The organism is Dietzia sp. B32, assembly GCF_024732245.1.
In the GTDB taxonomy this organism is placed as follows: domain Bacteria; phylum Actinomycetota; class Actinomycetes; order Mycobacteriales; family Mycobacteriaceae; genus Dietzia.
This window is the reverse complement of the sequence record NZ_CP093845.1, coordinates 2,249,766-2,270,938: the sequence shown is the minus strand read 5'-3', so window position 1 is coordinate 2,270,938 and position 21,173 is coordinate 2,249,766. Positions and strand designations below refer to the sequence as shown.

The window sequence follows — 21,173 nt, the reverse complement described above, 5'->3', positions numbered from 1 at the left end:
TATGCGGGGCATGAGCCACCCCACGACCACGATCCGTCGCCGGGTCCTCGCCTCTCTCGCCGCCGCCGTGACACTGACCGTCGGGATGTCGTCGACGGCCACCACGGCCGCGGCCACGGAGAACCCGACGGACACCTTCGACCTGCCCGGCGGTTTCCACGACACACGCGCCCTTCCGACACAGGGCGCTGCCGGGGACCTCCTCCGCACCGAGCCGGCGGGCCTACCGCTGGCGATCTCGGTTCCGGGCCTCCCGGCCCTACCGTCTCCGTTGCCGGCCGTCGCCCGGCGTGTGATCTACCGGACCGTCGACGTCGATCAACAGCCCGTCGCGACCTCCGGTGCGTTCTACGACTCGACCGCCCCGTGGTCCGGACCCGGTCCGCGCCCGACAATGATCCTCGGTCCGGGCACCCAGGGTCAGGGCGACCCCTGCGCGCCGTCGCGCACCGTGGAATCCGGGGTGGGCGCCAACCCCCGGTCCGGCGCGCCGATCGTCTCGTACGAGGAGGGCTTCGCGATCGCGCTGGCAGCCCAGGGATTCCGCGTCATGGTCATCGACTACATCGGCCTTGGCACACCGGGAATCCACACCTACGCCGACCGGGTCGAGCAGGCCCACGCGATGCTCGACGGTGCCCGGGCCGCGCAGAACCTCATCGGACACGACTCCCCGCTGGTCCTCTGGGGTCACTCCCAGGGCGGCGGAGCCTCGGCCGCGGCAGCCGAGCTCGCCCCGGAGTACGCCCCCGAACTCGACCTCCGCGCGGCGTACGCCTCCGCTCCCCCGGCGGATCTGCTGGCGGTGCTCGATCACATCGACGGGTCGAGTCTCACCGGAGCGATCGGCTTCGCCATCAACGGGATGGCCGAGCGGTACCCGGCGGTCCGCGAGGTGGTCGAGGAGCACGTCAGTCCCGCGGGTCGACGCGCTCTCGACGATCTGTCCGGGCTCTGTCTCGCCGACACCCGGGCCGCCTACGGCGGGCGCGCCACCTCCGAGTGGACCAACTCCGGGCGGAACCTCGGTGAACTGATCCGCGACGAGCCCGGTGCGCTGCGCGTGCTCGATCACCAGCGGATCGGCAACCGGACCCCCACCGTGCCCGTGATGATCGCCGGCGGGATCAACGACGACATCATCCCGCTCGGTCAGGTCCAGCAGCTGGGGCGCGACTGGTGCGCTCAGGGCGTCGACGTGCATTTCCGCTACGAGACCACGCCACTGGTCCCGGGCATCACCCACGCCGCGGCGGCGGTGACCAACTTCGCCCCCGCCGTGCAGTACCTGCGCGACCGACTCGCCGGGTTGCCGGCCCCGAACGACTGCGGGGCACTCTAGAACCCTCGCCGCACGAACCGGGCACAGAAGAAGGGGGGCGTCCGCCGACCACGGCGGACGCCCCCCTTTCTCGCGTGAGTGTTCGACACCGGCCTCAGACGTCGAGGAACCTCACGTCGCGCGCGTTGCGGGTGATGAAGTTGCGGCGCGCATCCACGTCCTCACCCATGAGGATCGAGAACAGTTCATCGGCCGCGGCAGCGTCCTCGAGGGTGACCTGCCGGAGGGTACGGACCGACGGGTCCATCGTGGTCTCCCACAGCTCCTTGGGGTTCATCTCCCCGAGTCCCTTGTAGCGCTGGATGCCGTCGTCGACGTTGATCTTGCGCTTGTTCTCCAGGCCGAGCTTGAGCAGCTCGTCCCGCTCCCGGTCCGAGTAGGCGAAGTCCGGCTCGCCCTTGCCCCACTTGAGCTTGTACAGCGGCGGCTGCGCCAGGTAGACGTACCCGTTCTCCACCAACGGCTTCATGAACCGGAAGATGAGGGTGAGGAGCAACGTCGAGATGTGCTGACCGTCGACGTCGGCGTCGGCCATCAACACGATCTTGTGGTAGCGGAGCTTGTCGATGTCGAATTCCTCGTGGATGCCGGTACCCAGCGCCGTGATGATGGCCTGGACCTCGGCGTTCTTGAGGACCTTGTCGATACGCGACTTCTCGACGTTGATGATCTTTCCGCGCAGCGGCAGGATCGCCTGGAACATCGAGTCCCGGCCGGATTTCGCCGAGCCACCGGCGGAGTCGCCCTCCACGATGTAGAGCTCGGACTTCGCCGGGTCCTTGGACCGGCAGTCGGCGAGCTTGCCGGGCAGGCCACCGATGTCGGTGGCCGACTTGCGGCGGACCATCTCGCGGGCCTTGCGGGCTGCGACCCGCGCCTGGCTCGAGGCGATCGCCTTGTTGATGATGACCTTCGCCTCGGCGGGGTTGGCCTCGAACCAGTGCCCCACGTGCTCGGACACCTGACGTTGGACGAAGCCCTTGACCTCGGTGTTGCCGAGCTTGGTCTTGGTCTGTCCCTCGAACTGCGGATCCGAGATCTTGGCGGACAGCACGGCCGCCAGGCCCTCCCGGATGTCGTCACCCGTGAGGTTGGGGTCCTTTTCCTTGATGAGCTTCTTCTCGCGCGCGTACTTGTTGACCAGTGAGGTCAACGCGGCGCGGAAACCCTCCTCGTGGGTGCCGCCCTCGTGGGTGTTGATCGTGTTGGCGAACGTGTGGACGGACTCCGAGTAACCGGAGTTCCACTGCATCGCGACCTCGACCTCGTGGCCGGTGCCCTTGCCCTCGAAGTACAGGATCGTCGGGTGAATCGACGTCTTGGACTTGTTGATCGCGGTGACGTAGTCCTTCAGACCGTCCGGGTAGTGGAAGGTGCGCTTACGCTCGCGGACCTTCTGCGGCTCCACGGGGGCGGCCTCGACGGCGTCGGTGTCCTGCGCGCCCTCCACGAAGACCTGCTCGGCGTCCACGGCGTGCGCCAGATCCGAACCCTCGTCCGATCCGGGCGCCGTCTCCGCGCCACCGCCCTCGCTGTCGGCTATCGCGTCCAGCTCGGCGGCCTTCTCGGCACGCGGCCGCCGGTCCGTCAGAGTGATGGTGAGTCCCTTGTTGAGGAACGCCATCTCCTGCAGGCGGCGTGCGACGACGTCGAACTCGTACTCGGTGCTCTCGAAGATCGTCGGATCCGCCCAGAACCGGACCCTGGTCCCGGTGCCCTCGGCGGGGCCGGCGTCGACCAGCTCGGCCGGGACCGCCATGTCGAAGTCCTGCTTCCACAGGCGCCCGTCGCGCTTGATCTGGACCTCGACCCGGGTGGACAGGGCGTTGACCACGGAGATGCCGACACCGTGGAGACCACCGGAGACCGCATAGGAGTCCGAGTCGAACTTGCCGCCCGCGTGCAGCTGGGTCATGACGACCTGGACGGTGGGCATGCCCTGCTCGTGCATCTCGACGGGGATGCCTCGACCGTCGTCGATGACCTCGACGCCGCCGTCCTCCAGCAAGGTGACCTTGACACCGGTCGCGTGACCCGCCATCGCCTCGTCGATGGAGTTGTCGACGACCTCCCAGATCAGGTGGTGCAGTCCGCGTGGCCCGGTGGAGCCGATGTACATACCCGGCCGCATCCGGACGGCCTCGAGCCCTTCGAGGACGGTGATCGACGACGCACCGTATTCCTTGGGCCCGTCGTTGTTGGCCTTGCTCTTGGCGTCCGCCACGTGCGAACTCCTCGCGTCTCGGGGGTCTGGACCAGCCCAGTCTACCTGCGGTAACCGTCCCACGGCCCGGGGGCACGCCCGATGCTCACCCGTACGTGTCGCGGGGCCCCCGGCCGGACACGTGCAGGGGCCCCTTGCGCCAACTCGGTTTCTCGGGACCCTCCACCTTGATTCGCCGGACGAGTCCGGGGCCCATGGCGGCGGCGATCTTGCGGAGGATGTCGGCCGCTATCAGCCGCAGCTGCGTGGCCCAGGCGGTGCTCGACGCCCGGACGTAGAGGATCCCCTCCTCGAGCCGCTCCGGGGTGGCGTGGGCCGAGACATCCTCGCCGACGATCCGGTCCCACTCCGCGAACAACCGTCCGGTGGTGACCTTGTCGTCCCAGCCCCGCTTCTTGGCGACCTGGCCGACGAGCTTTCCGAGGGGCTGCGGATCCCACGGGTCGGCGCCCGCACCGGTCCATCCGCGCTTGCGCAGTCGCCTGCCCGCCCCCACCGGCCCGGTCCTACCGCGGCCGACCTGTTTGCCTTCCGCACGCGCCCGCGCCCGCGCCTCCTCCAGAGCCTGCTTGGCGATGTCATAACCCCGTTGTGGCGGGTCAGACGGTGTTACGGGATCCTTGCCGGTTCGGTCCGTCACGGTGTTGCCCTGCTTCCGGTAATGGTGTTCTCGTCGTCGTCGCCATCACTCCCGCCATCATCCCCGCCGACGCCCGCGGCGTCGTCCCCCCCGGCGTGCCGGGCACCCTCCACGCCGTCGTCCCGGCGTCGTGACACCGTCATCGCCGAGTGACGATCGCTCCCGTCGCCCGTCATCACGACGTCATGACGGACGCCGCGCAACGAATCCGGGACGTCCTCGCCCACCGCGGCGGTGATGAGGACCTGCTCGACCCCGGCCGCGACACCCGCCAGTGCCGCGCGGCGGTGCCGGTCGAGTTCGGCGAACACGTCGTCCAGCAGTAGCACCGGTTCGACCCCGTCGGAACGGAAGAGTTCGAGCGACCCGAGACGCAGCGCGAGGGCGAACGACCACGTCTCACCGTGACTGGCGAACCCCTTCGCGGGCTCGTCGCCGAGGCTCAGGACGAGGTCGTCGCGGTGAGGTCCGACGAGCGACATCCCGCGGTCGATCTCGTCGCGTCGGCGGCGGCCGAGTTCCGCGAGCAACACCGCCTCGACGAGCTCGGGATCGCTCAGCTCCGACTCGTCGGGCGCGTCGGCGACGCGGAACCGGTAGGTGAGATCGGCCGGGCGGGACTCGGGGGCGAGGCCCCGATAGGCGTCGACGACGAGGGGCCGCAACCGATGGAGGAGATCGATCCGCCCGGAGACCAGTCGTGCCCCGAGTTCGGCCAACCGTCCGTCCCACACGTCGAGGGTGTCCAGGACCGCGGCGGAGTCCTCGACCCGTCCACGCCGCAGCGCGCCGGATGCCGACCTAAGCAGTGCGGTCCGTTGACGCAGCACCGAGGAGTACTCGGAGAGGTCTCCGCCGAGGGCGGGGCGACGCTGGATCATGAGCTCGTCGAGGAGCCGGCGACGTTCGGCCGGCTCGCCACGGACCAGGGCCAGGTCCTCGGGGGCGAACAGGACGGACTGGACCACTCCGAGAATGTCGGACAGTCGCCGCGTGGGCGAGGTGTTGAGCCGCGCCCGGTTGGCCTTGCCGGAGTTGAGGGCGAGTTCGACGGTCAGCTCACGCCCCGCGTTGTGCGCGAGTGCACCGACCAGCGCGGTCGTGGCGCCGGTCCTGATCATCGGCGCGTCGGACGCGACCCGGTGGGACCTGAGACTGGCAAGTACCCCGATCGCCTCGAGCACGTTGGTCTTCCCGTGCCCGTTGCGCCCGACGAGGGTCGTGACCCCGGGGTCGAGTTCCAGCTCGAGAAGGGGCCAGGAGCGGAAATCCAGAAGCCGGAGGTGGCGCAGGTGCATACCGGATCGGTCCCGGGGCGCGGTCTCAGCCCGGCAGGCGCACGGGCATGAGCAGGTAGGTGTGGTCGGAGTCCACCGGAGCGATCGTGCCGTCCGCGCCGGGCTCGGGCAGGCTCTCGGGTGCGGGTCGGAGCACGGCCGGGCGGCTGGGCTGGGTGAACCCTAAGGCGACGCGCGCAGCGTGGACGCTGCCGAGACCGTCCAGCAGGTAACCGGGGTTGAACGCGATGGTCAGCGGCTCGCCGACGAAGTCCACCGGGAGGGTCTCGTTGGCCTGGGCGGCGTCGTCACCGCCAGCCGACAGTGCGAGCTCACCGTCCGAGAACGCCATCCGGACCTGCACGCCACGGTCCGCGACCAACGCCACTCGCTTGATCGCCTGGACGAGCGAGTCCACCTCGACGATCGCGAGCGAGGTGTGCTGCGGCGGCAACAGCTGACGGACCTTGGGGAACTCCGCGTCGAGGAGACGGGTGGTGGTGCGCTGACCGGACACCAGCACGCCCAGGATGCCCTCGGCGCCCACATCGGATCCGGCCCCCAGGCTCAGATCCACGCGTCCACCATGGCCGGCCGACCGGGTGACCTCGGACAGTGCCTTGGCCGGAATGAGCACCTCGACCGCGACATCGTCACGGGCCGGCTCCCAGTCGAATTCGCGGATGGCCAGACGGAACCGGTCGGTGGCGATGAGCGTGACCCGGGTTCCCTCGATCTCCATCCGGATGCCGGTCAACATCGGCAGCGTGTCGTCCTTGCCGGCGGCCACGACTACCTGGGACACGGCCTCGGAGAACGCGTCCACCTCGGCGGAGCCGGTGACCTCGGGCATCGCGGGCAGCTGGGGATAGTCCTCGACCGGCATGGTCGGGAGCGTGAACTTCGCGGAACCGCAGGAGATGTACATCTTCTGGGCGGTGACGACCACCTCGACCGGACGATCCGGCAGCGCACGGGCGATGTCCGCCAGGAGCCGACCGGAGACCAGAGTGCTCCCGGGCTCGGACACCTCGGCCGGCACCGACACCTGCGCCGACGTCTCGTAGTCGAAACCCGAGATCGTCAGACCCGAATCGGCCTCGAGCAACACCCCGCCGAGGATCGGCACCGACGGACGTGACGGCAGCGTGCGTGCCACCCAGGCCACGGAATCCGCGAAGTCCTCGCGGGTGACGCGGAACGTCGGATCCGTGATCTCCATCGATGACCTCTTTCAGGCGGGGGCGGATACCGGCTGTCGGTATCTGGACGATTGGTCGGTTCAGGGCTGTGCCGCGTGCTTCCTGCCACCGGGGCGAAGCATCTCCATGAGAGTAACCGCTCGGACCGACAGCGGACACACGGACTCCTGTAACCCGGTCAAGGAGGCTCGCCGCTCCACATCCCTACTTCTAACAAGAACTCTCTAGAGAGATAAGAAGTAGTAGTAGGTCCTGTGAAATTGTGAGCCGAGGCTTGTAATCACAGGTCTGAGCCGATTTCGCCATGTGCACGGATGAGTGCGATCTTGTGATTTGGTTGCGGGTCCCGGTGGAATCACAAGTCTTGGTCCACCCCTTGTCCACCGTTGGTCCACAAGACTCCACAGGGTTGTCCACAGCTGTGAAGGGTGTGACAAAGGGTGTGCGCGGGGTCGCGGAATGGTGGGACACCGCGCACCGGGGCGCGAGCAACGACCCGGCAGCGGCTGTCGAATCGAGCCCGGAGGGCCCGGCGTGGACACATTTTCCCCTGCCGCGCGAGAACTTCCGGTCGAATCGGGGCGTGTATCCGGTCGGGTCGCGACGCCGGAGACGGTAGGCGGACGCCCAGGGGCCTCTACGGGCATCTGCGGCGGCCCGGGTTCATCGCACCCCGGGGTGAGGACGCCGTCGGGTGATGGGTCGTGCTCGTCCGAGACGGCACGCGAAGGGGATGCGGCGCAGGTCGTGCGGCCACGCTGAGGCTTGCTGCGCAGCTCAGAGGGACCGCGAACGCTCCTTGATCCGGGCAGTGAGCTCCTGGATCTGGTCGTACGTGCGCCGGTCGTCCTTGATCTCCTTGAGGATCTTGCGCTGGGCGTACATGACCGTCGTGTGATCCTTGCCGCCGAAGGTGACGCCGATCTTGGGAAGCGACAGGTCGGTGAGCTCGCGGCACAGGTACATGGCGATCTGCCGGGCGCGCGACAGTGACCGGGTCTTGGAGGTGCCACACAGTTCGTCGATGCTCGTGGAGAAGAACTCCGCGGTCACCGCCATGATGGTCGCCGCCGAGATCTGCAGGGAGTCGTCGTCGGACACCACGTCACGGAGGACGACCTCGGCGAGAGGCACGTCGATCTCGTGGCCGTTGAGGGAGGCGAACGCCACGACCCGGATGAGTGCACCCTCGAGCTCCCGGATGTTGCGCTGCACGCGGGTGGCGATGAGTTCGAGGACGTCCCTCGGCACCACGTAGTTCTCGGACTTCGCCTTCTTGTCGATGATGGCGATCCGGGTCTCCAGCTCGGGGGGCTGGATGTCGGTGATCAGACCCCATTCGAAGCGGGTGCGCAGGCGATCCTCGAGCGGTTGGAGCTGTTTGGGCGGCCGGTCGGACGAGATCACGATCTGCTTCTGCGCGTTGTGGATCGTGTTGAAGGTGTGGAAGAACTCCTCCTGCACCTGTTCCTTGCCGATGAGGAACTGGATGTCGTCCACCAGGAGGATGTCCGCCTCGCGGTACCGCTTCTTGAACATGTTCTGGCGGCCGTCACGGACGGAGTTGATGAAGTCGTTGGTGAACTCCTCGGTCGAGACGTACTTGACCTTCTGTTCGGAGTACATCCGCAGGGAGTAGTGCCCGATCGCGTGGAGCAGGTGGGTTTTGCCCAGTCCCGACTCGCCCCAGATGAACAGCGGGTTGTACGCACGGGCCGGGGCCTCGGCGACCGCGAGCGCCGCGGCCCGGGCGAACCGGTTGGAGTTTCCCTGCACGAAGGCGCTGAACGTGTAGCGCTCGTTGAGACCGGGCGCGGTCGCGGCCGACAACGCCTCGTCGCGGTCGCTGCCGTGCAGGAGACGCTCGGCGGCGATCTGCTCCTCGGTCATCCGCCGTGGGCGGGTGGTCGCCGGCGGATGTTCGTCCTCGTCGCCCGGTCCGTGGATGTCGTCCGCGGTGATCTCGGGTTGGCCGGAGTCGTCGTCCGTCGGAGGTTGTCCCCCGGCGAGTGACGTGTCGACCTTGACGGCCAGGTCGATGGGCTCGCCGAGCTGGGAACTCAGGGCACGGGTGATGGGTCCGCGTAGGACGGACTCGATGTTGTCGCGGGCGAACGCCGACGGAGCGGCGAGCATCGCGAACCCGTTGACCACGGCGATCGGTTGGACGAGCCGGAGCCACGCCTGCTGTTGGCGGGACAGGGCCGGGTTGTCGTCACTGGCCAGTTCCGGATCGGTCAGTCTGTCGAGGACGGCACTCCACACGTGTTCGAGTTCTGGAGACACGGTGGGCGGTCTCCTCTCGTCGTGTGTCGGGCGTCGCCGGTGGTCCGGGTGGCCGGCGGTGCCGGAGCCACACTCTATCCACAGGCTCCGACCCAGGTCCACTGAGGTATCCACATGGTTGTCCACAGCTGTGGGAAGACAGACCCCTCCCGTCTGTACACGGGGAGGGCTTCAGTGGGAGGGCCGGGAGTTTTGTGAAGAATCTAGGTTATTCCAGCCCTCGTGGGGCTCGCTTGAGGAACGACGGTAACAACACGACGATCAACGGGGCAACCCTCAAGAGTGACTGGAGGCCGGATGTCAAGCATCGCGGCCGTAGGCGTGTCGTTCTGGCCAGCAAACTGGTATCAGTGAGACGAGTGGGATTACACGGTTTGGTGGGTGACGCTCCGGGCGCGTAATCTTGAAAAGTCTGTCGTGCGCCCGTGGGCGCTCGGCGCGTCGTGGTGCCGCCGTCTCCGGTGATTCGACGACGTCTCGAACTCGATCGGGCGCCGGTCACGGCGCCGACTTCACGTGAGGAGCCAACCATGGCCAAGGGCAAGCGGACCTTCCAGCCGAACAACCGTCGTCGTGCCAAGGTGCACGGCTTCCGTCTGCGCATGCGCACCCGCGCCGGTCGCGGCATCGTCGGCGCTCGCCGGCGTAAGGGCCGCGCGTCGCTGACGGCCTGATTCCGGCCGGGGTGGCGGGTGCTCCCCAGGACGCACCGGCTCCACCGTTCCGCTGACTTCGCGACGGTGGTGCGCAAGGGTGCCAGGAAGGGCCGCCGCACCATGGTCGTACACGCCCACGTGGACTCCTCGGATGTCCGCGTGGGCGGTCCGCGTTTCGGGCTGGTCGTGAGCAAAGCCGTCGGGGACTCGGTGACTCGTCACCGCGTCAGCCGGCGGCTTCGTCATATCGCGGCCGACCTCGTGGAGGAGGCCGGGGACGACCTCATGGTCGTCATCCGCGCCAACCCCGCGTCGGCCGGTGCCACGCACGACGACCTCGTGCGGGATATGCGCGCCGGGCTGGCCGCCGCGGCCGCCCGCGCCAGGGGCTCGTCGTGAGCTCCGGGCGGCCGGGCCCCCTCGCGCGGGTCCTGTTGTGGATGCTCGACTTCTACCAGAAGGGGATCTCCCCGTGGACCCCGCCGAGCTGCCGGTTCGAACCCACGTGCAGTAGTTACGCCGTCGAGGCGGTCCGCGTCCACGGTGCCTGGTACGGCACCTGGCTGTCGGTGTGGCGCGTGCTGCGCTGCGGTCCGTGGACCCCGGGTGGCTGGGATCCGGTACCCCGGCCCCGGGCGCCTGATCCGCCTTGTGACGAGCATGACGAGCATGACGAGCACTCCGACAATTCTCGAACGTAGCTAGGACTCCACACCCATGTCGTTCATCACCAACCCTCTGGTCTATTACCCGATCTCGGGGATTCTCTGGTTCTGGCACAAGATCTTCGCCTTCGTCGGCGGACTGCTCCCCTGGGTCGAGGCACCCGACTCCAACGGTGTCATCTGGGCACTGTCGGTCATCTTCCTCGTCTTCACCCTGCGAGCGCTGCTGTTCTGGCCGGCCGCCAAACAGATCCGTTTCTCCCGCAAGATGCAGGAGATGCAGCCCAAGATGAAGGAGCTGCAGAAGCGGTACAAGAACGACCGCGAGAAGCTCGCCGTGGAGACCCGGAAGCTCCAGAAGCAGGAGGGGTTCAATCCCCTGCTGGGCTGTCTGCCGATGCTGATCCAGATCCCGGTGTTCCTCGGTCTGTTCCACGTGCTCCGGTCGTTCAACCGGATGGGTTCGCAGTTCGGTGCACTGGGGATGACGGCGGAAGAGACCCGCAACACGGGCAACTACGTGTTCAGCGCGGACGAGGTTCAGAGTTTCCTCGATGCCCGTCTGTTCGGAGCACCGCTGTCGTCCTTCATCTCGCAGCCGGTCGAGCAGTTCCAGGCATTCGTCGAGCCCGGCGCCATGCTGGACTTCGCGCGGTGGAACATCATCCTCGTCGCCATCCCGTTGATGATCGTCTCGGCGGTCACCACGCATTTCAACGCTCGCATCTCGCTCTCGCGGCAGTCGCCGGAGGCCGCGGCCAACCCCCAGGCCAAGATCATGAACCAGCTGATGCTGTGGGCCTTCCCCATCGGCATCCTGGTCACCGGTGCGTTCTGGCCCATGGCGATCCTGGTGTACATGGTCACCAACAACCTCTGGACCCTCGGGCAGCAGTACTTCCTGTACGAGAAGATGGCCAAGGAGGACGATGCCGCCGCCCTGCAGCGTCGTGAAGAGCAGAAGGCGCTGGCTCCCCGGGTGGGCGTGAAGCCCAGCAACTCGAAGAAGAGCCGGCCGTCTGCATCGGGTACTGCCGGAGTGTCGGGTCCGACGGCGGAGGTCGGTACCGCGACGGTCGACGACGGCGAGGTTCACGGCCGCGGGTCCGGTCCGGCGGACGCCCCGGGTTCCGCCCCGCGTCCGGGTCAGCGACCTCAGGCCCCCGGTGGTCAGCGGACCAGGCCGGCCCAGAAGGGGTCGGGTTCGCGTCCCCAGAACAAGAAGAAGAAAAAGAAGCGCTGACCCGATTGGGAAACGCGATGGACAAGGTCCCCGATGCTCCGGTGTCGGGGACCTTGTCCCATACTTGGGGTAGTTATTCGCCGCCCTCTCCGGGGGGCGGCGATCGGCGGTCACGACGGAGGCGGGTCCATGTCCAAGAGGAACATCGAGGTGTCCGAGGAACGATTGGTCGAGGAGGGCGAGGTTGCAGGTGACTATCTGGAGCAGCTTCTCGACATCCTCGACTTCGACGGGGACATCGACCTGGACGTGGAGGGCGATCGGGCGGTGGTGAGCATCGTGGGCGGCGATGATCTGGACACACTGGTCGGGTCGGACGGGGCCGTCCTCGACGCGATCCAGGAACTGACTCGCCTGGCTGTGCAGCAAGAGCTGGGTGACCGGAGTCGGCTGATGCTCGACATCGCTGGGTGGCGGGAAGCCAAACGCGAGGCGTTGACGGACTCGGGGCGCGTGGCCGCGCAGCGCGTCCTCGGGTCCGGGGAGCCGGAGGAACTCGAGCCCATGACGCCGTTCGAGCGGAAGATCATTCACGACGCGATCGCCGAGATCGCGGGCGTGACCTCGGACTCGACCGGGGTCGAGCCGAACCGGCGGGTGGTCGTGCTGCCGGAGTGAGGGCCGGGCACGAGACAGGGGTGTGAACCGGACGGTTCGCACCCCTGATCCGTTTCCGCAGGAGTAATGACACGGGTGTGATTCACGCCCGTGTTTCACGTGAAACCGCGGCGACAATGGGCCGCGAGGAGGCAGCGACATGATGAACGGACACACGGACCACGAAGCGTCACGTGACAGCGACGGCTCAGCGGGTGCGCTCGGCGAGGACGGCAACCGCGCTGATGGCGATGTCGACCCGACCGTGATGCCGCCCACTCCCGTGGCTGCTGCCGATGTCTTCGGAGACCGTCTCGCGCTGGCAATTCGCTATGTCGATTTTCTCGGGTCCGCAGGTCTCGAGCGCGGGCTGATGGGCCCCCGCGAACGCCCGCGTCTGTGGGATCGTCACGTCCTCAACAGTGCAGCCGCCGCATCCCAGTTGGAACGCTCGGAGTCGGTGGTGGATATCGGAAGCGGGGCGGGGCTACCCGGAATCCCGCTCGCCCTCGCCCGCCCGGATCTGTCGATCACTCTTGTCGAGCCGCTGCTCCGACGGGTGACCTTCCTTGAGGAGATCATCAATCACCTCGGGATCGATGTCCGCGTCATCCGTGGGCGTGCAGAGGAGAAGTCGGTGATCGCCGAGGCCGGTGAGGCGGATGTCGTGACCTCGCGCGCAGTGGCGCCCTTGGCGAAACTCGCAGGCTGGTCTGCTCCGCTGTTGCGGGTGGGCGGACGCATGGTCGCCCTCAAGGGTGAATCGGCGCTCGAGGAGGTGGACCGGGACCGGGCCGCTCTACGCAAGCTGGGTTTCGAGGATGTCCGCGTGGAGACGGTCGCCGCCCCCGATGCGGAACCTACGAGGCTGGTTATCGGCACCCTGGCGACTAGGATGGGTGGCCGTGGCTCCCGATCGCGAGGACGCGGTCGCCGGAGTTGATCAGGCCCGACGGGCCGGCGCTCGATGTCGGTTTCACGTGAAACAATGATATCGGATCGGCGGTAGCGCGCCGCGCTTCGATGGAACCCGAAAGGTGACGGATGTCCGAAGACGAGACCCCGATTTTCGCAGCCGCACGGCAGGCGAACGAGGTGCTCCATGGGTCAGCCCCGGCTCTCCCCCGCCCCGCCTCGCCTCGGATCATCACCATCGCCAACCAGAAGGGTGGCGTGGGGAAGACGACGTCCACCGTCAATCTCGCGGCAGCACTCGCGCTCGGCGGGCTGGGCGTTCTCGTGATCGACATGGACCCCCAGGGCAACGCGAGCACTGCGTTGGGTGTGGACCACAGGGAGGGAACACCCTCGAGCTACGACCTCCTGATGTGGGAGGCGTCCGTGGACGAGTTGATGCAGAAGAGTCCGCACGCCGAACGTCTCTTCTGCGTTCCTGCGACCATCGATCTGGCCGGTTCGGAGATCGAACTGGTTGGTCTGCCGCAGCGGGAGCGGCGCCTGGCGGAGGTCCTTCTTCCGGAGGACCTGCAGTCACTCGGCATCGACTACGTTTTTCTCGACTGCCCGCCCTCGCTCGGACTTCTCACCGTCAACGCAATGGTCGCGGCCCGGGAAGTGCTCATTCCCATCCAATGCGAGTACTACGCTCTCGAGGGCGTGGGCCAGCTCCTCCGCAATGTGGAGCTGATCCAGCAGCACCTGAACACGGAGCTGGAGATCTCGACCATCATGCTCACCATGTACGACGGTCGGACCAAGCTCGCCGAGCAGGTGGCCGGTGAGGTCCGCACGCACTTCGGTGAGACCGTGTTGCGGACGGTCATCCCGCGCAGCGTGAAGGTGTCAGAGGCCCCCGGCTTCGGAATGACGATCCTGCAGTACGACGCCGGCTCACGAGGTGCTCTGGCGTACCTCGACGCCGCCCGTGAGATCAATGCCCGTGGTGGACCCGTCGGACCGGATCGCCTGGTCTCGTCGACCGTTTCGCGAGAAGCTGAGGGCGTCGAGCGCCCGGAGGAGAACCGATGAGTCAGCAGCGCAAGGGTGGACTCGGCCGAGGGCTCGCAGCTCTCATCCCCACCGGTCCCGATGAGGGTCCGCGTCTCGGGAGCGACGCAGCGGACGTCATCCTCGGACCGCGTGATGGTGGCCCCCGTACGACCCCTCCACGACCTCGCGCCGGTGCGGCGAGTGGTGGTCGTCCGGCCGCGTCGGGCGTACGCGGGGCCGACCACGTAGTCTCCGACGCCGGGACCACGGCGTCCGCGGGCGTTCATGACTCCGATGTTTCACGTGAAACCGCCGAGCTCGTCGACCCGGGGGCTGTCTACCGGGAGATCTCCCCCGGCGAGATCGAGCCCAATCCAAAGCAGCCGCGAACCTACTTCGACGAAGAGGCGTTGGCGGAACTCGCGCACTCCGTCAAAGAGTTCGGTTTGCTCCAGCCGATCGTCGTCCGTGAAGTGCCGGGCGGCCGGTATCAGCTCATCATGGGTGAGCGCCGCTGGCGGGCGAGTCAGCGGGCCGAGCTCGAGACGATCCCGGCGATCGTTCGGCAGACCGACGACGAGGATCTGCTGCGAGACGCGCTACTCGAGAACATCCATCGAGTTCAGCTCAACCCACTGGAAGAAGCCGCTGCGTACCAGCAGTTGCTCGAGGAGTTCGACGTGACCCAGTCGGAGCTGGCGACGCGCATCGGGCGGTCCCGGCCCGCCATCACCAACAGCATCCGCCTGCTCCAGCTCCCGACGGCGGTCCAGCGCCGGGTCGCCGCAGGTGTGTTGTCCGCAGGGCACGCCCGGGCTCTCCTGGGGCTGGAGGCCGGTGCGTCCGCGCAGGACGAGTTGGCGGCACGGATCGTCGCGGAGGGGCTCTCGGTACGAGCAACCGAGGAACTCGTCACTCTGGCGAACCGGGAACCCGGGGATGACACGGGGAAGCCCGCGCCTACACCGCGGGGACGCCAGCGTAACCCTGAGCTGGAGGCGGTGGCGGGTCGACTATCCGACCGCTTCGAGACATCGGTGTCGGTGACCATGGGCCGACGCAAGGGTCGCATCACGATCGATGTGGGGGACGCGGACGATCTGGCACGGGTGCTCGCGCTACTCGAGGGCGGGTCGACCGGATCTCCGCGATGATCTCCATTCGATCGTTGGACCTGACGGCGGTGGATGATCTGGGTCCACAGGCCCGTCGTTGTGTGTACTGGCAGACCGACGGTGACCACTCCCCCGGTGATCCCGAGTTCGAGAAGGAGGCGTGGATTTCGCACGTGTCCTTGGAGTGGGGTGTCTGCGGCCAGCTCGCCACCTACGGTGACAGGTCGACCGCGGCCGCGTTCTATGCTCCCCCGGGCATGGTGCCGAGGGCGATGTGTTTCCCGACCTCACCCGTCGGAGCGGATGCAGTGTTGCTGGCGGGGATGAGCGTGGAACACGGAGCACCCGCCGGGATCCTGACCTCGTTGCTCGATGCCGTCGTCGTCAACGTGCGGAGCCGCGGAATCAAGGCGATCGAGGCGTTTGGGATCACGTCCGAGGACCCCGGGCCGGTTACGTCACGTGACGGGTGCGGCGCCGACTCCTGCGTGGCGCCCATGAGCTTTCTGGTGGAGCACGGGTTCACAGTGGTCGCTCCCCACGAGACACACCCTCGCCTCCGTCTGGATATCGAGAGCGAGCACCTGTGGAAGGCGGACGTGGAGCGCGCTCTCGATCAGCTCTTCGCGGAACACGGATTCGCTACGCGGCGGCTGGGTGTGCTGTCGGGAGCGTCGGCACGGGCAGGTGTTCAGGGACACCGTGTGGCGGCGCGCCACCGGGGTCAGTCGCGCTGACGCTGCTCGTAGTCGATGAGGTCGTCGACGGACATCGACCCGGTGGGGTGATCGTCCTCGTCGAGAAGATAGAGCCGCTTCACACCCACCAGGATCGAATCGATGATGGTGTCCTGGGCATCGCGATCCCCGAGGATCGCGAGGTCCTCTGGGTTGTAGGCGTAACCCAGGAAGATCTGCACCGAGGGCATGCGGGTCATCCGCAGGAGCGGCCAGCTGCGGCCATGGGTCCGGCAATCACGCAGAGTGGTGCGGCTGACGATCTCTCGCTGGATGAAGCCGGACAGGGCCTCACCGAGCATGGACTCGGCACCGAGTGAGTTGCCGAAGTAGAACGTGGCGACCCCGTTGCCCACCGGGTTGGGGTGACGGTCCAGGCGGAGCGAGAGGATGAGGTCGGCGTTGAAGGCGTTGGCGATCTCCGCGCGCTCGGGATCGGTCGGGATCATCGCCTCGGGCCTGGAGAGGAAGACCTCGACGCCGGCCTGGTTCATCCGCTCGGAGAGCCGCCGCGTGATGTCCCAGAGGAGCTCGGCGTCGGTGATCGTCCCGTACGGGGTGTCGATCCGGATGGGATTCTCCGAGCCGCTGGGGCCGGGATCGAGGACGATCCGCTTGCCGGCGAGCATCGGCCCGGAGGTGCGGGCGCGCTCCTTCTCGACGAGTGAGGCGACATCGCCGCCCTTGAACAGGGTGGAGAAGCGGCTGAGGGTGTCGAGGGTGTCCGCGCCCACCACGCCGTCCGCCGGCAGGGCGCAGTCGCGTTGGAAGTCGGTGACCGCGGCGTGGGTCAGGGGCCCGAAGGTCCCGTCCACGAGGCCGGCGTAGAACCCGAGTTCGCCCAGCCGACGCTGCAGCTGGGCGATATCGTCCCCGGCCATCGGCTTGGAGACGATGTAACTCAGATCCCGGGTGCCCAGGACATGGCTGGCGTCGTCGAGAGCCGCCTGCGTGGCCGAACCAACGATTCCGTCGGAGATCAGCCCACGGGCCTGCTGGAAGGCCAGAACGGCCGTCTCCAGGTCGGCGTCGAAGACGGCGTCGGTGCGCGCCAGGACCGACCCGGTCTCGGGCTCGGTGACCCCGACCGACTCGATATTGTGCAACAGACCCATGCCCGCGAGGGTGGCCCTGATCGCGGCCACCTCTGGCCCACGGTCACCACGCCTCCACGCCATGGGTCTCCTCCCGCTCTCCTCGTGATGGGTACCCGGATGAACTTACCGTCTCGCCCTCGGACACGCCCGATCCGTGCCGGGCACAGGGGCCCGTGGGAGGGGGCGGCGCCGGGGTGCTCAGGCCCCGAGAACGTCGCCCAGCTCGGAGCGCAGCGCGGACTTGGACTTGGCGCCGGTGATGCGCTTGACCGGCTGGCCCTCCTGGAACAGCAGCATCGCCGGGATCGCCGTGATCTGGTATTCGGCGGCGAGCTCCTGGTTGGCCTCGACATCGACCTTGGCGACGGTGAGCTTGTCCGCTTCAGCGCCGGCGAGTTCGTCGAGGACCGGCGCCATCATGGTGCACGGGCGGCACCACGTGGCCCAGAAGTCGACGAGTACCGGCTTGGAGCCGCTGGCGGCGAGGACGGAGTCGGCGAAGTCGGCCTCGGTGACGTCGATGATGTTCGGGGTGTCGGCCATGATGGCGGTCCTTTCGGGGTGGGTGATGGGGTCCTGGGGGTTCAGGACGATTCGCGGATCACGCCTGTTCGGCGAGCCAGCGCTCGGCGTCGATCGACGCGGCACAGCCGGAACCGGCGGCGGTGATCGCCTGGCGGTAACGGTGGTCCACGAGGTCGCCGCAGGCGAACACGCCGGGGAGGGAGGTGGCGGTGGTCTGACCGGTGAGGACGTACCCGTCCTCGTCCACCTCGACCTGGTCGCGCACCAGCTCGGAGCGCGGGTCGTGGCCGATCGCCACGAACATCGCGGCGGTCTCGAGCTCGCTCGTCTCACCGGTGACGGTGTTGCGCAGACGGAGCTTCTCGACCGAACCGGTCGCTCCGGACAGGACCTCGTCGACGGCCGTGTTGAGGACGAACGATATCTTCTCGTTCTCGCGAGCCCGCTCCAGCATGATCTTGGAGGCGCGGAACTCCTCGCGGCGGTGCACGATCGTCACCGAGGAACCGAACTTGGTGAGGAATGTGGCCTCCTCCATCGCCGAGTCCCCGCCGCCGACCACGACGATCGGCTTGTCACGGAAGAAGAACCCGTCGCAGGTGGCGCACGAGCTCACACCGCGGCCGAGGAACTCCTGCTCCCCCGGGACGCCGAGATAGCGTGCTGCGGCTCCCATGGCGAGGATCACGGCGCGGGCGCGGTGCTCCTCCTCGCCCACCCGGACCGTCTTGATGTCCCCGGCGAGGTCCATGGACGTCACGTCCTCCATGCGGAGGTCGGCGCCGAACCGCTCGGCCTGCTCACGCATCTGCATCATGAGGTCGGGGCCCATCATGCCCTCGGCGAAACCGGGGAAGTTCTCGACGTCGGTCGTGGTCATGAGCGCGCCGCCGAACTGGGAGCCCTCGAACACCACCGGCTTCAGCTCGGCCCGTGCGGAGTAGATGGCGGCGGTGTAGCCGGCCGGGCCGGATCCGACGATGATGACGTCGTGGACGGTGTCGCTCATGAGTTCTCTGGGCTCCTCGCGCGGGTCGGCGGTTGATCGTCAGGACCTGTATCACGGTGCCAGGCCTTCTCAAGGCCACAACACCCCGGGGCCCCGGCTTGTTCCCGCCCCCGTGCGCCGGGTGACGGGACGAACACCCCCGGGGCGGCGGTGGTGGCCCACAGGACGGGGCCGTTGACGGGAGGTCCCACTGACGGCGGGTGCCCACTGTCGGGAGGTCCCACAGGCGGAAGTGACCACCGGCTCAGTTCGTGAGGGTGACTCCCTCGAGCAGGACGCTGAGTTTCGCGCGGCCGCGCGAGCACCGGCTCTTCACGGTGCCCGGGGGGATGTTGAGCAGGTGGCTCGCCTCGGCGACGGTGCACCGCAGCATGTCGACGACAACGACGGCGTCCCGCTGATCCCCGGGAAGCTCCGCCAACGCCTCGGCGACGATGATCGCGTACGCCGGGTCCTGGTAGAAGTGGTCGCGTAGCGTGACCTGCTCGTGCAGGGCCGGCGTGAGCTGGGTGTGTGTCCGCAGACGCTGCGACCGCATCTTGTCCAGGCAGGCGTTGACGACGATCCGGTAGAGCCATCCCTGTACGGGGCAGGCGTGGCGGAACGTGTCAGCCTTCCGGTAGGCCGACACGAGGGCCTCCTGCAGGGCCTCGGCGGCGTCATCGCGGTTGAACGACGTACGGATGGCCAGTCGCCACAGGTAGTCGTAGTGCCGCCGGACCAGGGCGGAGAAGGCGTCGGGGTCTCCGGCGACGTGCGCGTCCAGCAGTTCCACGTCGGTCAACGGGGACTCTGCACGGATAGGCGACGCTGCCCGCACAGGCGACTCCGCACGCATGGGCGAATCCGCACCGTGGAGTGCGCGGGGACTCGCCGCGGTCGGGGCGGCGGTACCGGTGTTCACGGCCGTCACCGTAACCCGGCCGGGCCCGGCGTGGGGGTCTCTCCCCGGACCGTCAGCGGGTCAGTTCGACCTCGGTGATCGTGGCCTCGTAGGCATCTGTCCCGGACGTCCCGAGACGGGTGATCCACACCAGGAGGTGCTCGGCCTTCTCCGGCTCGTCGATCGTGACGGTCGCCGTGCCGTCACGGACGGTGCCTGTCCCGAGACGCGTGGTCTCGTCGAGGGACGTCGGTGAGGCGGTGGGCGAGGACCGCACCTCGAAGCGCACGTCGTCGTCCCGGGATCGGAGGACGACCCGGCGTACCTCCTGCTCGCCGTCGAGGGTGAGCATCAGGCCGATACCCGGCTTGTAGGCGGACGGTCCGTCCCCGATCTGTGAGCGGTAGGTGTCGCTGGACCACGAGGTGGACGGGTCGCCGTCGACCACGTCGGGAGCGCTCCCCGCGTTCTCGGCGGTGCCGTTCGAGGACGGGGGTTGCCAGGTGGTGACGGTCGAGACGGTGACCGGGGTGGACGGGGCGTCCTCCGGTGTCGTCTTCTCCTCGCCCTCGTCCGCGGCCGATCCGTCGTCGGCGGGCTCGGCGGCCTGCGAGGCGCGGCTGGCCTGGGCGGCCCGCTCGATGGCGTCGAGTTGCTGCGCGAGCGGGGTGTCGTTGCCGGCGCTGCCGAACGCGCCGAGCATCCACGCGAACAGCAACGCGATCACCACGACCGCGGCAGCACCGGTCCCGGCCATGATCTGCCACCGGCGCTTCTGGACCTCCGGATCCGGCTCCGCATACGGCTGCGGGTACGACCCAGCTTCCGGTGTGGGATCCACCTCCGCCGCCCAGCGTGTCGTGGGTGGGCCCACCGGGTACGTGGGTCGGGAGGCGGCCCGTTCCGGCCCGCCGACGCGGTCGGTCACCATGGCCCTGACGGTGGCCGCCGAGCTGACCGATGACCCGTCGAGGGACCGCATGGCCAGCACCGCGGACTCCGGCGCGACCCCGGAACCGGCGACCGTGGGGTCGAGGACCTCGTCGTCGTCGTCCCTGGGGGCGGCCCCGGGCCGACCGTCCGTGGGTTCGTGCCGATCGGAGCCCTCGGGCAGCGGGAGCGGCCACGACCCGGCGAGGAGCGCGTAGAGGGTGGCGCCCAGGCCCTGCACGTCGGCTCGGGCGTCGGCCCCGGCGCGGACCCCGGGGAAGGCCAGGACGGCGCGCCCGTCCTCGGTGAGACGGATCCGGTCGGGCGAGTCCAGGCCCAGGGCCAGTCCCGCCTGCTCGGCACGGGTCGCGGCGTCGGCGAGGTCCCACACCGCGCCCACGGCGGAGTCGGGATCCGGCTCGGTCACCGCCGCCGCGAGGCTGCGTCCGGGTATCCACTCCGAGACCACGATGCCGCCCGCCCGGCCGCGGATGACGTCGAGCACGCGCGCCAATCCGTCGGCGTAGACCGCGGTCAGGGCGACGGTCCGGTCGAGCACGCCGGTCGCCGAACCCGGTGGCTGCTCGCCGGGGAGGGGGTCGACGAAGGTCAGGGCGACGAACCGGCCCAGGCGTCGGTCGCGGGCCCTCCAGAAGCTCTGTCCGGCGACACCGCCGCAGGGCTCGAGGAGTTCGTATCTCCCTCCGGAGACCAGACCGCCGACGGTGAGACGAGGTGGCGGCGGGGAGGAGTCCGATGCCGGGGCTCCAGTCTGCTCACCCACCCGATGACCCT

At 68.2% G+C, this 21,173-nt stretch carries 20 protein-coding genes; 10 read left to right on the top strand and 10 right to left on the bottom strand.

From position 1 onward, the window contains the following. The first annotated feature begins 10 nt into the window (after positions 1-10). Positions 11-1,342, top strand: coding sequence for a lipase family protein (locus L8M95_RS10840; protein WP_260486153.1), 1,332 nt, complete (start codon positions 11-13; stop codon positions 1,340-1,342). Positions 1,343-1,436: 94 nt separating this feature from the next. On the opposite strand, the gene gyrB is transcribed toward L8M95_RS10840, so the two are convergent. From gyrB to dnaA, 5 genes are all read right to left on the bottom strand, one after another. Beyond that, positions 1,437-3,566, bottom strand: a complete 2,130-nt coding sequence (gene gyrB, locus L8M95_RS10835) for a DNA topoisomerase (ATP-hydrolyzing) subunit B (protein ID WP_260486152.1) — start codon at positions 3,564-3,566, stop codon at positions 1,437-1,439. Positions 3,567-3,651: 85 nt separating this feature from the next. Next, positions 3,652-4,206: a DciA family protein gene (locus tag L8M95_RS10830; RefSeq protein ID WP_260486151.1), complete on the bottom strand. Its 555-nt coding sequence runs from the start codon at positions 4,204-4,206 to the stop codon at positions 3,652-3,654. Continuing rightward, positions 4,203-5,504, bottom strand: coding sequence for a DNA replication/repair protein RecF (gene recF / locus L8M95_RS10825; RefSeq protein ID WP_260486150.1), 1,302 nt, complete (start codon positions 5,502-5,504; stop codon positions 4,203-4,205). Before recF ends, L8M95_RS10830 begins: the two co-directional genes overlap by 4 nt. 25 nt (positions 5,505-5,529) lie before the next feature. Next, positions 5,530-6,705: a DNA polymerase III subunit beta gene (dnaN, locus tag L8M95_RS10820; RefSeq protein WP_260486149.1), complete on the bottom strand. Its 1,176-nt coding sequence runs from the start codon at positions 6,703-6,705 to the stop codon at positions 5,530-5,532. Positions 6,706-7,462: 757 nt separating this feature from the next. Then, positions 7,463-8,971, bottom strand: a complete 1,509-nt coding sequence (gene dnaA, locus L8M95_RS10815; RefSeq protein ID WP_396118712.1) for a chromosomal replication initiator protein DnaA — start codon at positions 8,969-8,971, stop codon at positions 7,463-7,465. Positions 8,972-9,501: 530 nt separating this feature from the next. On the opposite strand from dnaA, the gene rpmH reads away from it, so the two are divergent. The 9 genes from rpmH (at position 9,502) to L8M95_RS10770 (ending at position 15,934) form a co-directional block, all read left to right on the top strand. Further along, positions 9,502-9,645: a 50S ribosomal protein L34 gene (gene rpmH / locus L8M95_RS10810; protein ID WP_007629603.1), complete on the top strand. Its 144-nt coding sequence runs from the start codon at positions 9,502-9,504 to the stop codon at positions 9,643-9,645. Positions 9,646-9,663: 18 nt separating this feature from the next. After that, on the top strand, positions 9,664-10,026 hold the full coding sequence (gene rnpA / locus L8M95_RS10805; RefSeq protein ID WP_260486148.1) for a ribonuclease P protein component: 363 nt from the start codon (positions 9,664-9,666) through the stop codon (positions 10,024-10,026). Beyond that, entirely contained in the window at positions 10,023-10,328 is a 306-nt protein-coding gene (gene yidD, locus L8M95_RS10800) for a membrane protein insertion efficiency factor YidD (protein WP_260486147.1), read from the top strand. The genes rnpA and yidD overlap by 4 nt, the downstream gene beginning before the upstream one ends. A 16-nt stretch (positions 10,329-10,344) precedes the next feature. Further along, the gene (yidC, locus tag L8M95_RS10795; RefSeq protein WP_260486146.1) at positions 10,345-11,535 is read left to right on the top strand and encodes a membrane protein insertase YidC; all 1,191 of its coding nucleotides are present in this window, start codon (positions 10,345-10,347) and stop codon (positions 11,533-11,535) included. Between the two features lie 129 nt (positions 11,536-11,664). After that, a complete protein-coding gene (locus L8M95_RS10790; protein WP_260486145.1) occupies positions 11,665-12,153 on the top strand; it encodes a R3H domain-containing nucleic acid-binding protein in 489 nt (162 codons plus the stop codon). Positions 12,154-12,292: 139 nt separating this feature from the next. Further along, complete coding sequence (rsmG, locus tag L8M95_RS10785; protein ID WP_396118708.1) at positions 12,293-13,075, top strand: 16S rRNA (guanine(527)-N(7))-methyltransferase RsmG; 783 nt, start codon at positions 12,293-12,295, stop codon at positions 13,073-13,075. Positions 13,076-13,176: 101 nt separating this feature from the next. Further along, complete coding sequence (locus L8M95_RS10780; protein ID WP_260486144.1) at positions 13,177-14,121, top strand: ParA family protein; 945 nt, start codon at positions 13,177-13,179, stop codon at positions 14,119-14,121. Next, complete coding sequence (locus L8M95_RS10775) at positions 14,118-15,236, top strand: ParB/RepB/Spo0J family partition protein (protein ID WP_260486143.1); 1,119 nt, start codon at positions 14,118-14,120, stop codon at positions 15,234-15,236. The genes L8M95_RS10780 and L8M95_RS10775 overlap by 4 nt, the downstream gene beginning before the upstream one ends. Then, positions 15,233-15,934 (top strand): hypothetical protein, encoded by a 702-nt coding sequence (locus L8M95_RS10770; protein ID WP_260486142.1) that lies wholly within the window; start codon positions 15,233-15,235, stop codon positions 15,932-15,934. The genes L8M95_RS10775 and L8M95_RS10770 overlap by 4 nt, the downstream gene beginning before the upstream one ends. On the opposite strand, the gene L8M95_RS10765 is transcribed toward L8M95_RS10770, so the two are convergent. From L8M95_RS10765 to L8M95_RS10745, 5 genes are all read right to left on the bottom strand, one after another. Then, positions 15,922-17,112 carry an N-acetylmuramoyl-L-alanine amidase gene (locus L8M95_RS10765; protein WP_260486141.1) on the bottom strand — a complete coding sequence of 397 codons (1,191 nt, stop codon included), beginning with the start codon at positions 17,110-17,112 and terminating at the stop codon, positions 15,922-15,924. The two genes, L8M95_RS10770 and L8M95_RS10765, sit on opposite strands and share 13 nt — an antisense overlap. A gap of 117 nt (positions 17,113-17,229) precedes the next feature. After that, the gene (trxA, locus tag L8M95_RS10760) at positions 17,230-17,574 is read right to left on the bottom strand and encodes a thioredoxin (RefSeq protein WP_260486140.1); all 345 of its coding nucleotides are present in this window, start codon (positions 17,572-17,574) and stop codon (positions 17,230-17,232) included. A gap of 58 nt (positions 17,575-17,632) precedes the next feature. Next, a complete protein-coding gene (gene trxB / locus L8M95_RS10755; RefSeq protein ID WP_260486139.1) occupies positions 17,633-18,565 on the bottom strand; it encodes a thioredoxin-disulfide reductase in 933 nt (310 codons plus the stop codon). A gap of 244 nt (positions 18,566-18,809) precedes the next feature. After that, positions 18,810-19,469 carry an RNA polymerase sigma factor SigM gene (gene sigM, locus L8M95_RS10750; protein ID WP_260486138.1) on the bottom strand — a complete coding sequence of 220 codons (660 nt, stop codon included), beginning with the start codon at positions 19,467-19,469 and terminating at the stop codon, positions 18,810-18,812. Between the two features lie 52 nt (positions 19,470-19,521). Continuing rightward, positions 19,522-21,162: a protein kinase family protein gene (locus tag L8M95_RS10745; protein WP_260486137.1), complete on the bottom strand. Its 1,641-nt coding sequence runs from the start codon at positions 21,160-21,162 to the stop codon at positions 19,522-19,524. Positions 21,163-21,173: the final 11 nt, after the last annotated feature.

Coding starts and splice junctions, on each gene's coding strand:
- rpmH (WP_007629603.1), top strand. CDS start 9,502: ATGGCCAAGGGCAAGCGGACCTTCCAGCCGAACAACCGTCGTCGTGCC.
- trxA (WP_260486140.1), bottom strand. CDS start 17,574: ATGGCCGACACCCCGAACATCATCGACGTCACCGAGGCCGACTTCGCC.
- L8M95_RS10780 (WP_260486144.1), top strand. CDS start 13,177: ATGTCCGAAGACGAGACCCCGATTTTCGCAGCCGCACGGCAGGCGAAC.
- L8M95_RS10790 (WP_260486145.1), top strand. CDS start 11,665: ATGTCCAAGAGGAACATCGAGGTGTCCGAGGAACGATTGGTCGAGGAG.
- L8M95_RS10840 (WP_260486153.1), top strand. CDS start 11: ATGAGCCACCCCACGACCACGATCCGTCGCCGGGTCCTCGCCTCTCTC.
- L8M95_RS10775 (WP_260486143.1), top strand. CDS start 14,118: ATGAGTCAGCAGCGCAAGGGTGGACTCGGCCGAGGGCTCGCAGCTCTC.
- dnaN (WP_260486149.1), bottom strand. CDS start 6,705: ATGGAGATCACGGATCCGACGTTCCGCGTCACCCGCGAGGACTTCGCG.
- L8M95_RS10765 (WP_260486141.1), bottom strand. CDS start 17,112: ATGGCGTGGAGGCGTGGTGACCGTGGGCCAGAGGTGGCCGCGATCAGG.
- yidC (WP_260486146.1), top strand. CDS start 10,345: ATGTCGTTCATCACCAACCCTCTGGTCTATTACCCGATCTCGGGGATT.
- trxB (WP_260486139.1), bottom strand. CDS start 18,565: ATGAGCGACACCGTCCACGACGTCATCATCGTCGGATCCGGCCCGGCC.
- rsmG (WP_396118708.1), top strand. CDS start 12,293: ATGATGAACGGACACACGGACCACGAAGCGTCACGTGACAGCGACGGC.
- L8M95_RS10770 (WP_260486142.1), top strand. CDS start 15,233: ATGATCTCCATTCGATCGTTGGACCTGACGGCGGTGGATGATCTGGGT.
- recF (WP_260486150.1), bottom strand. CDS start 5,504: ATGCACCTGCGCCACCTCCGGCTTCTGGATTTCCGCTCCTGGCCCCTT.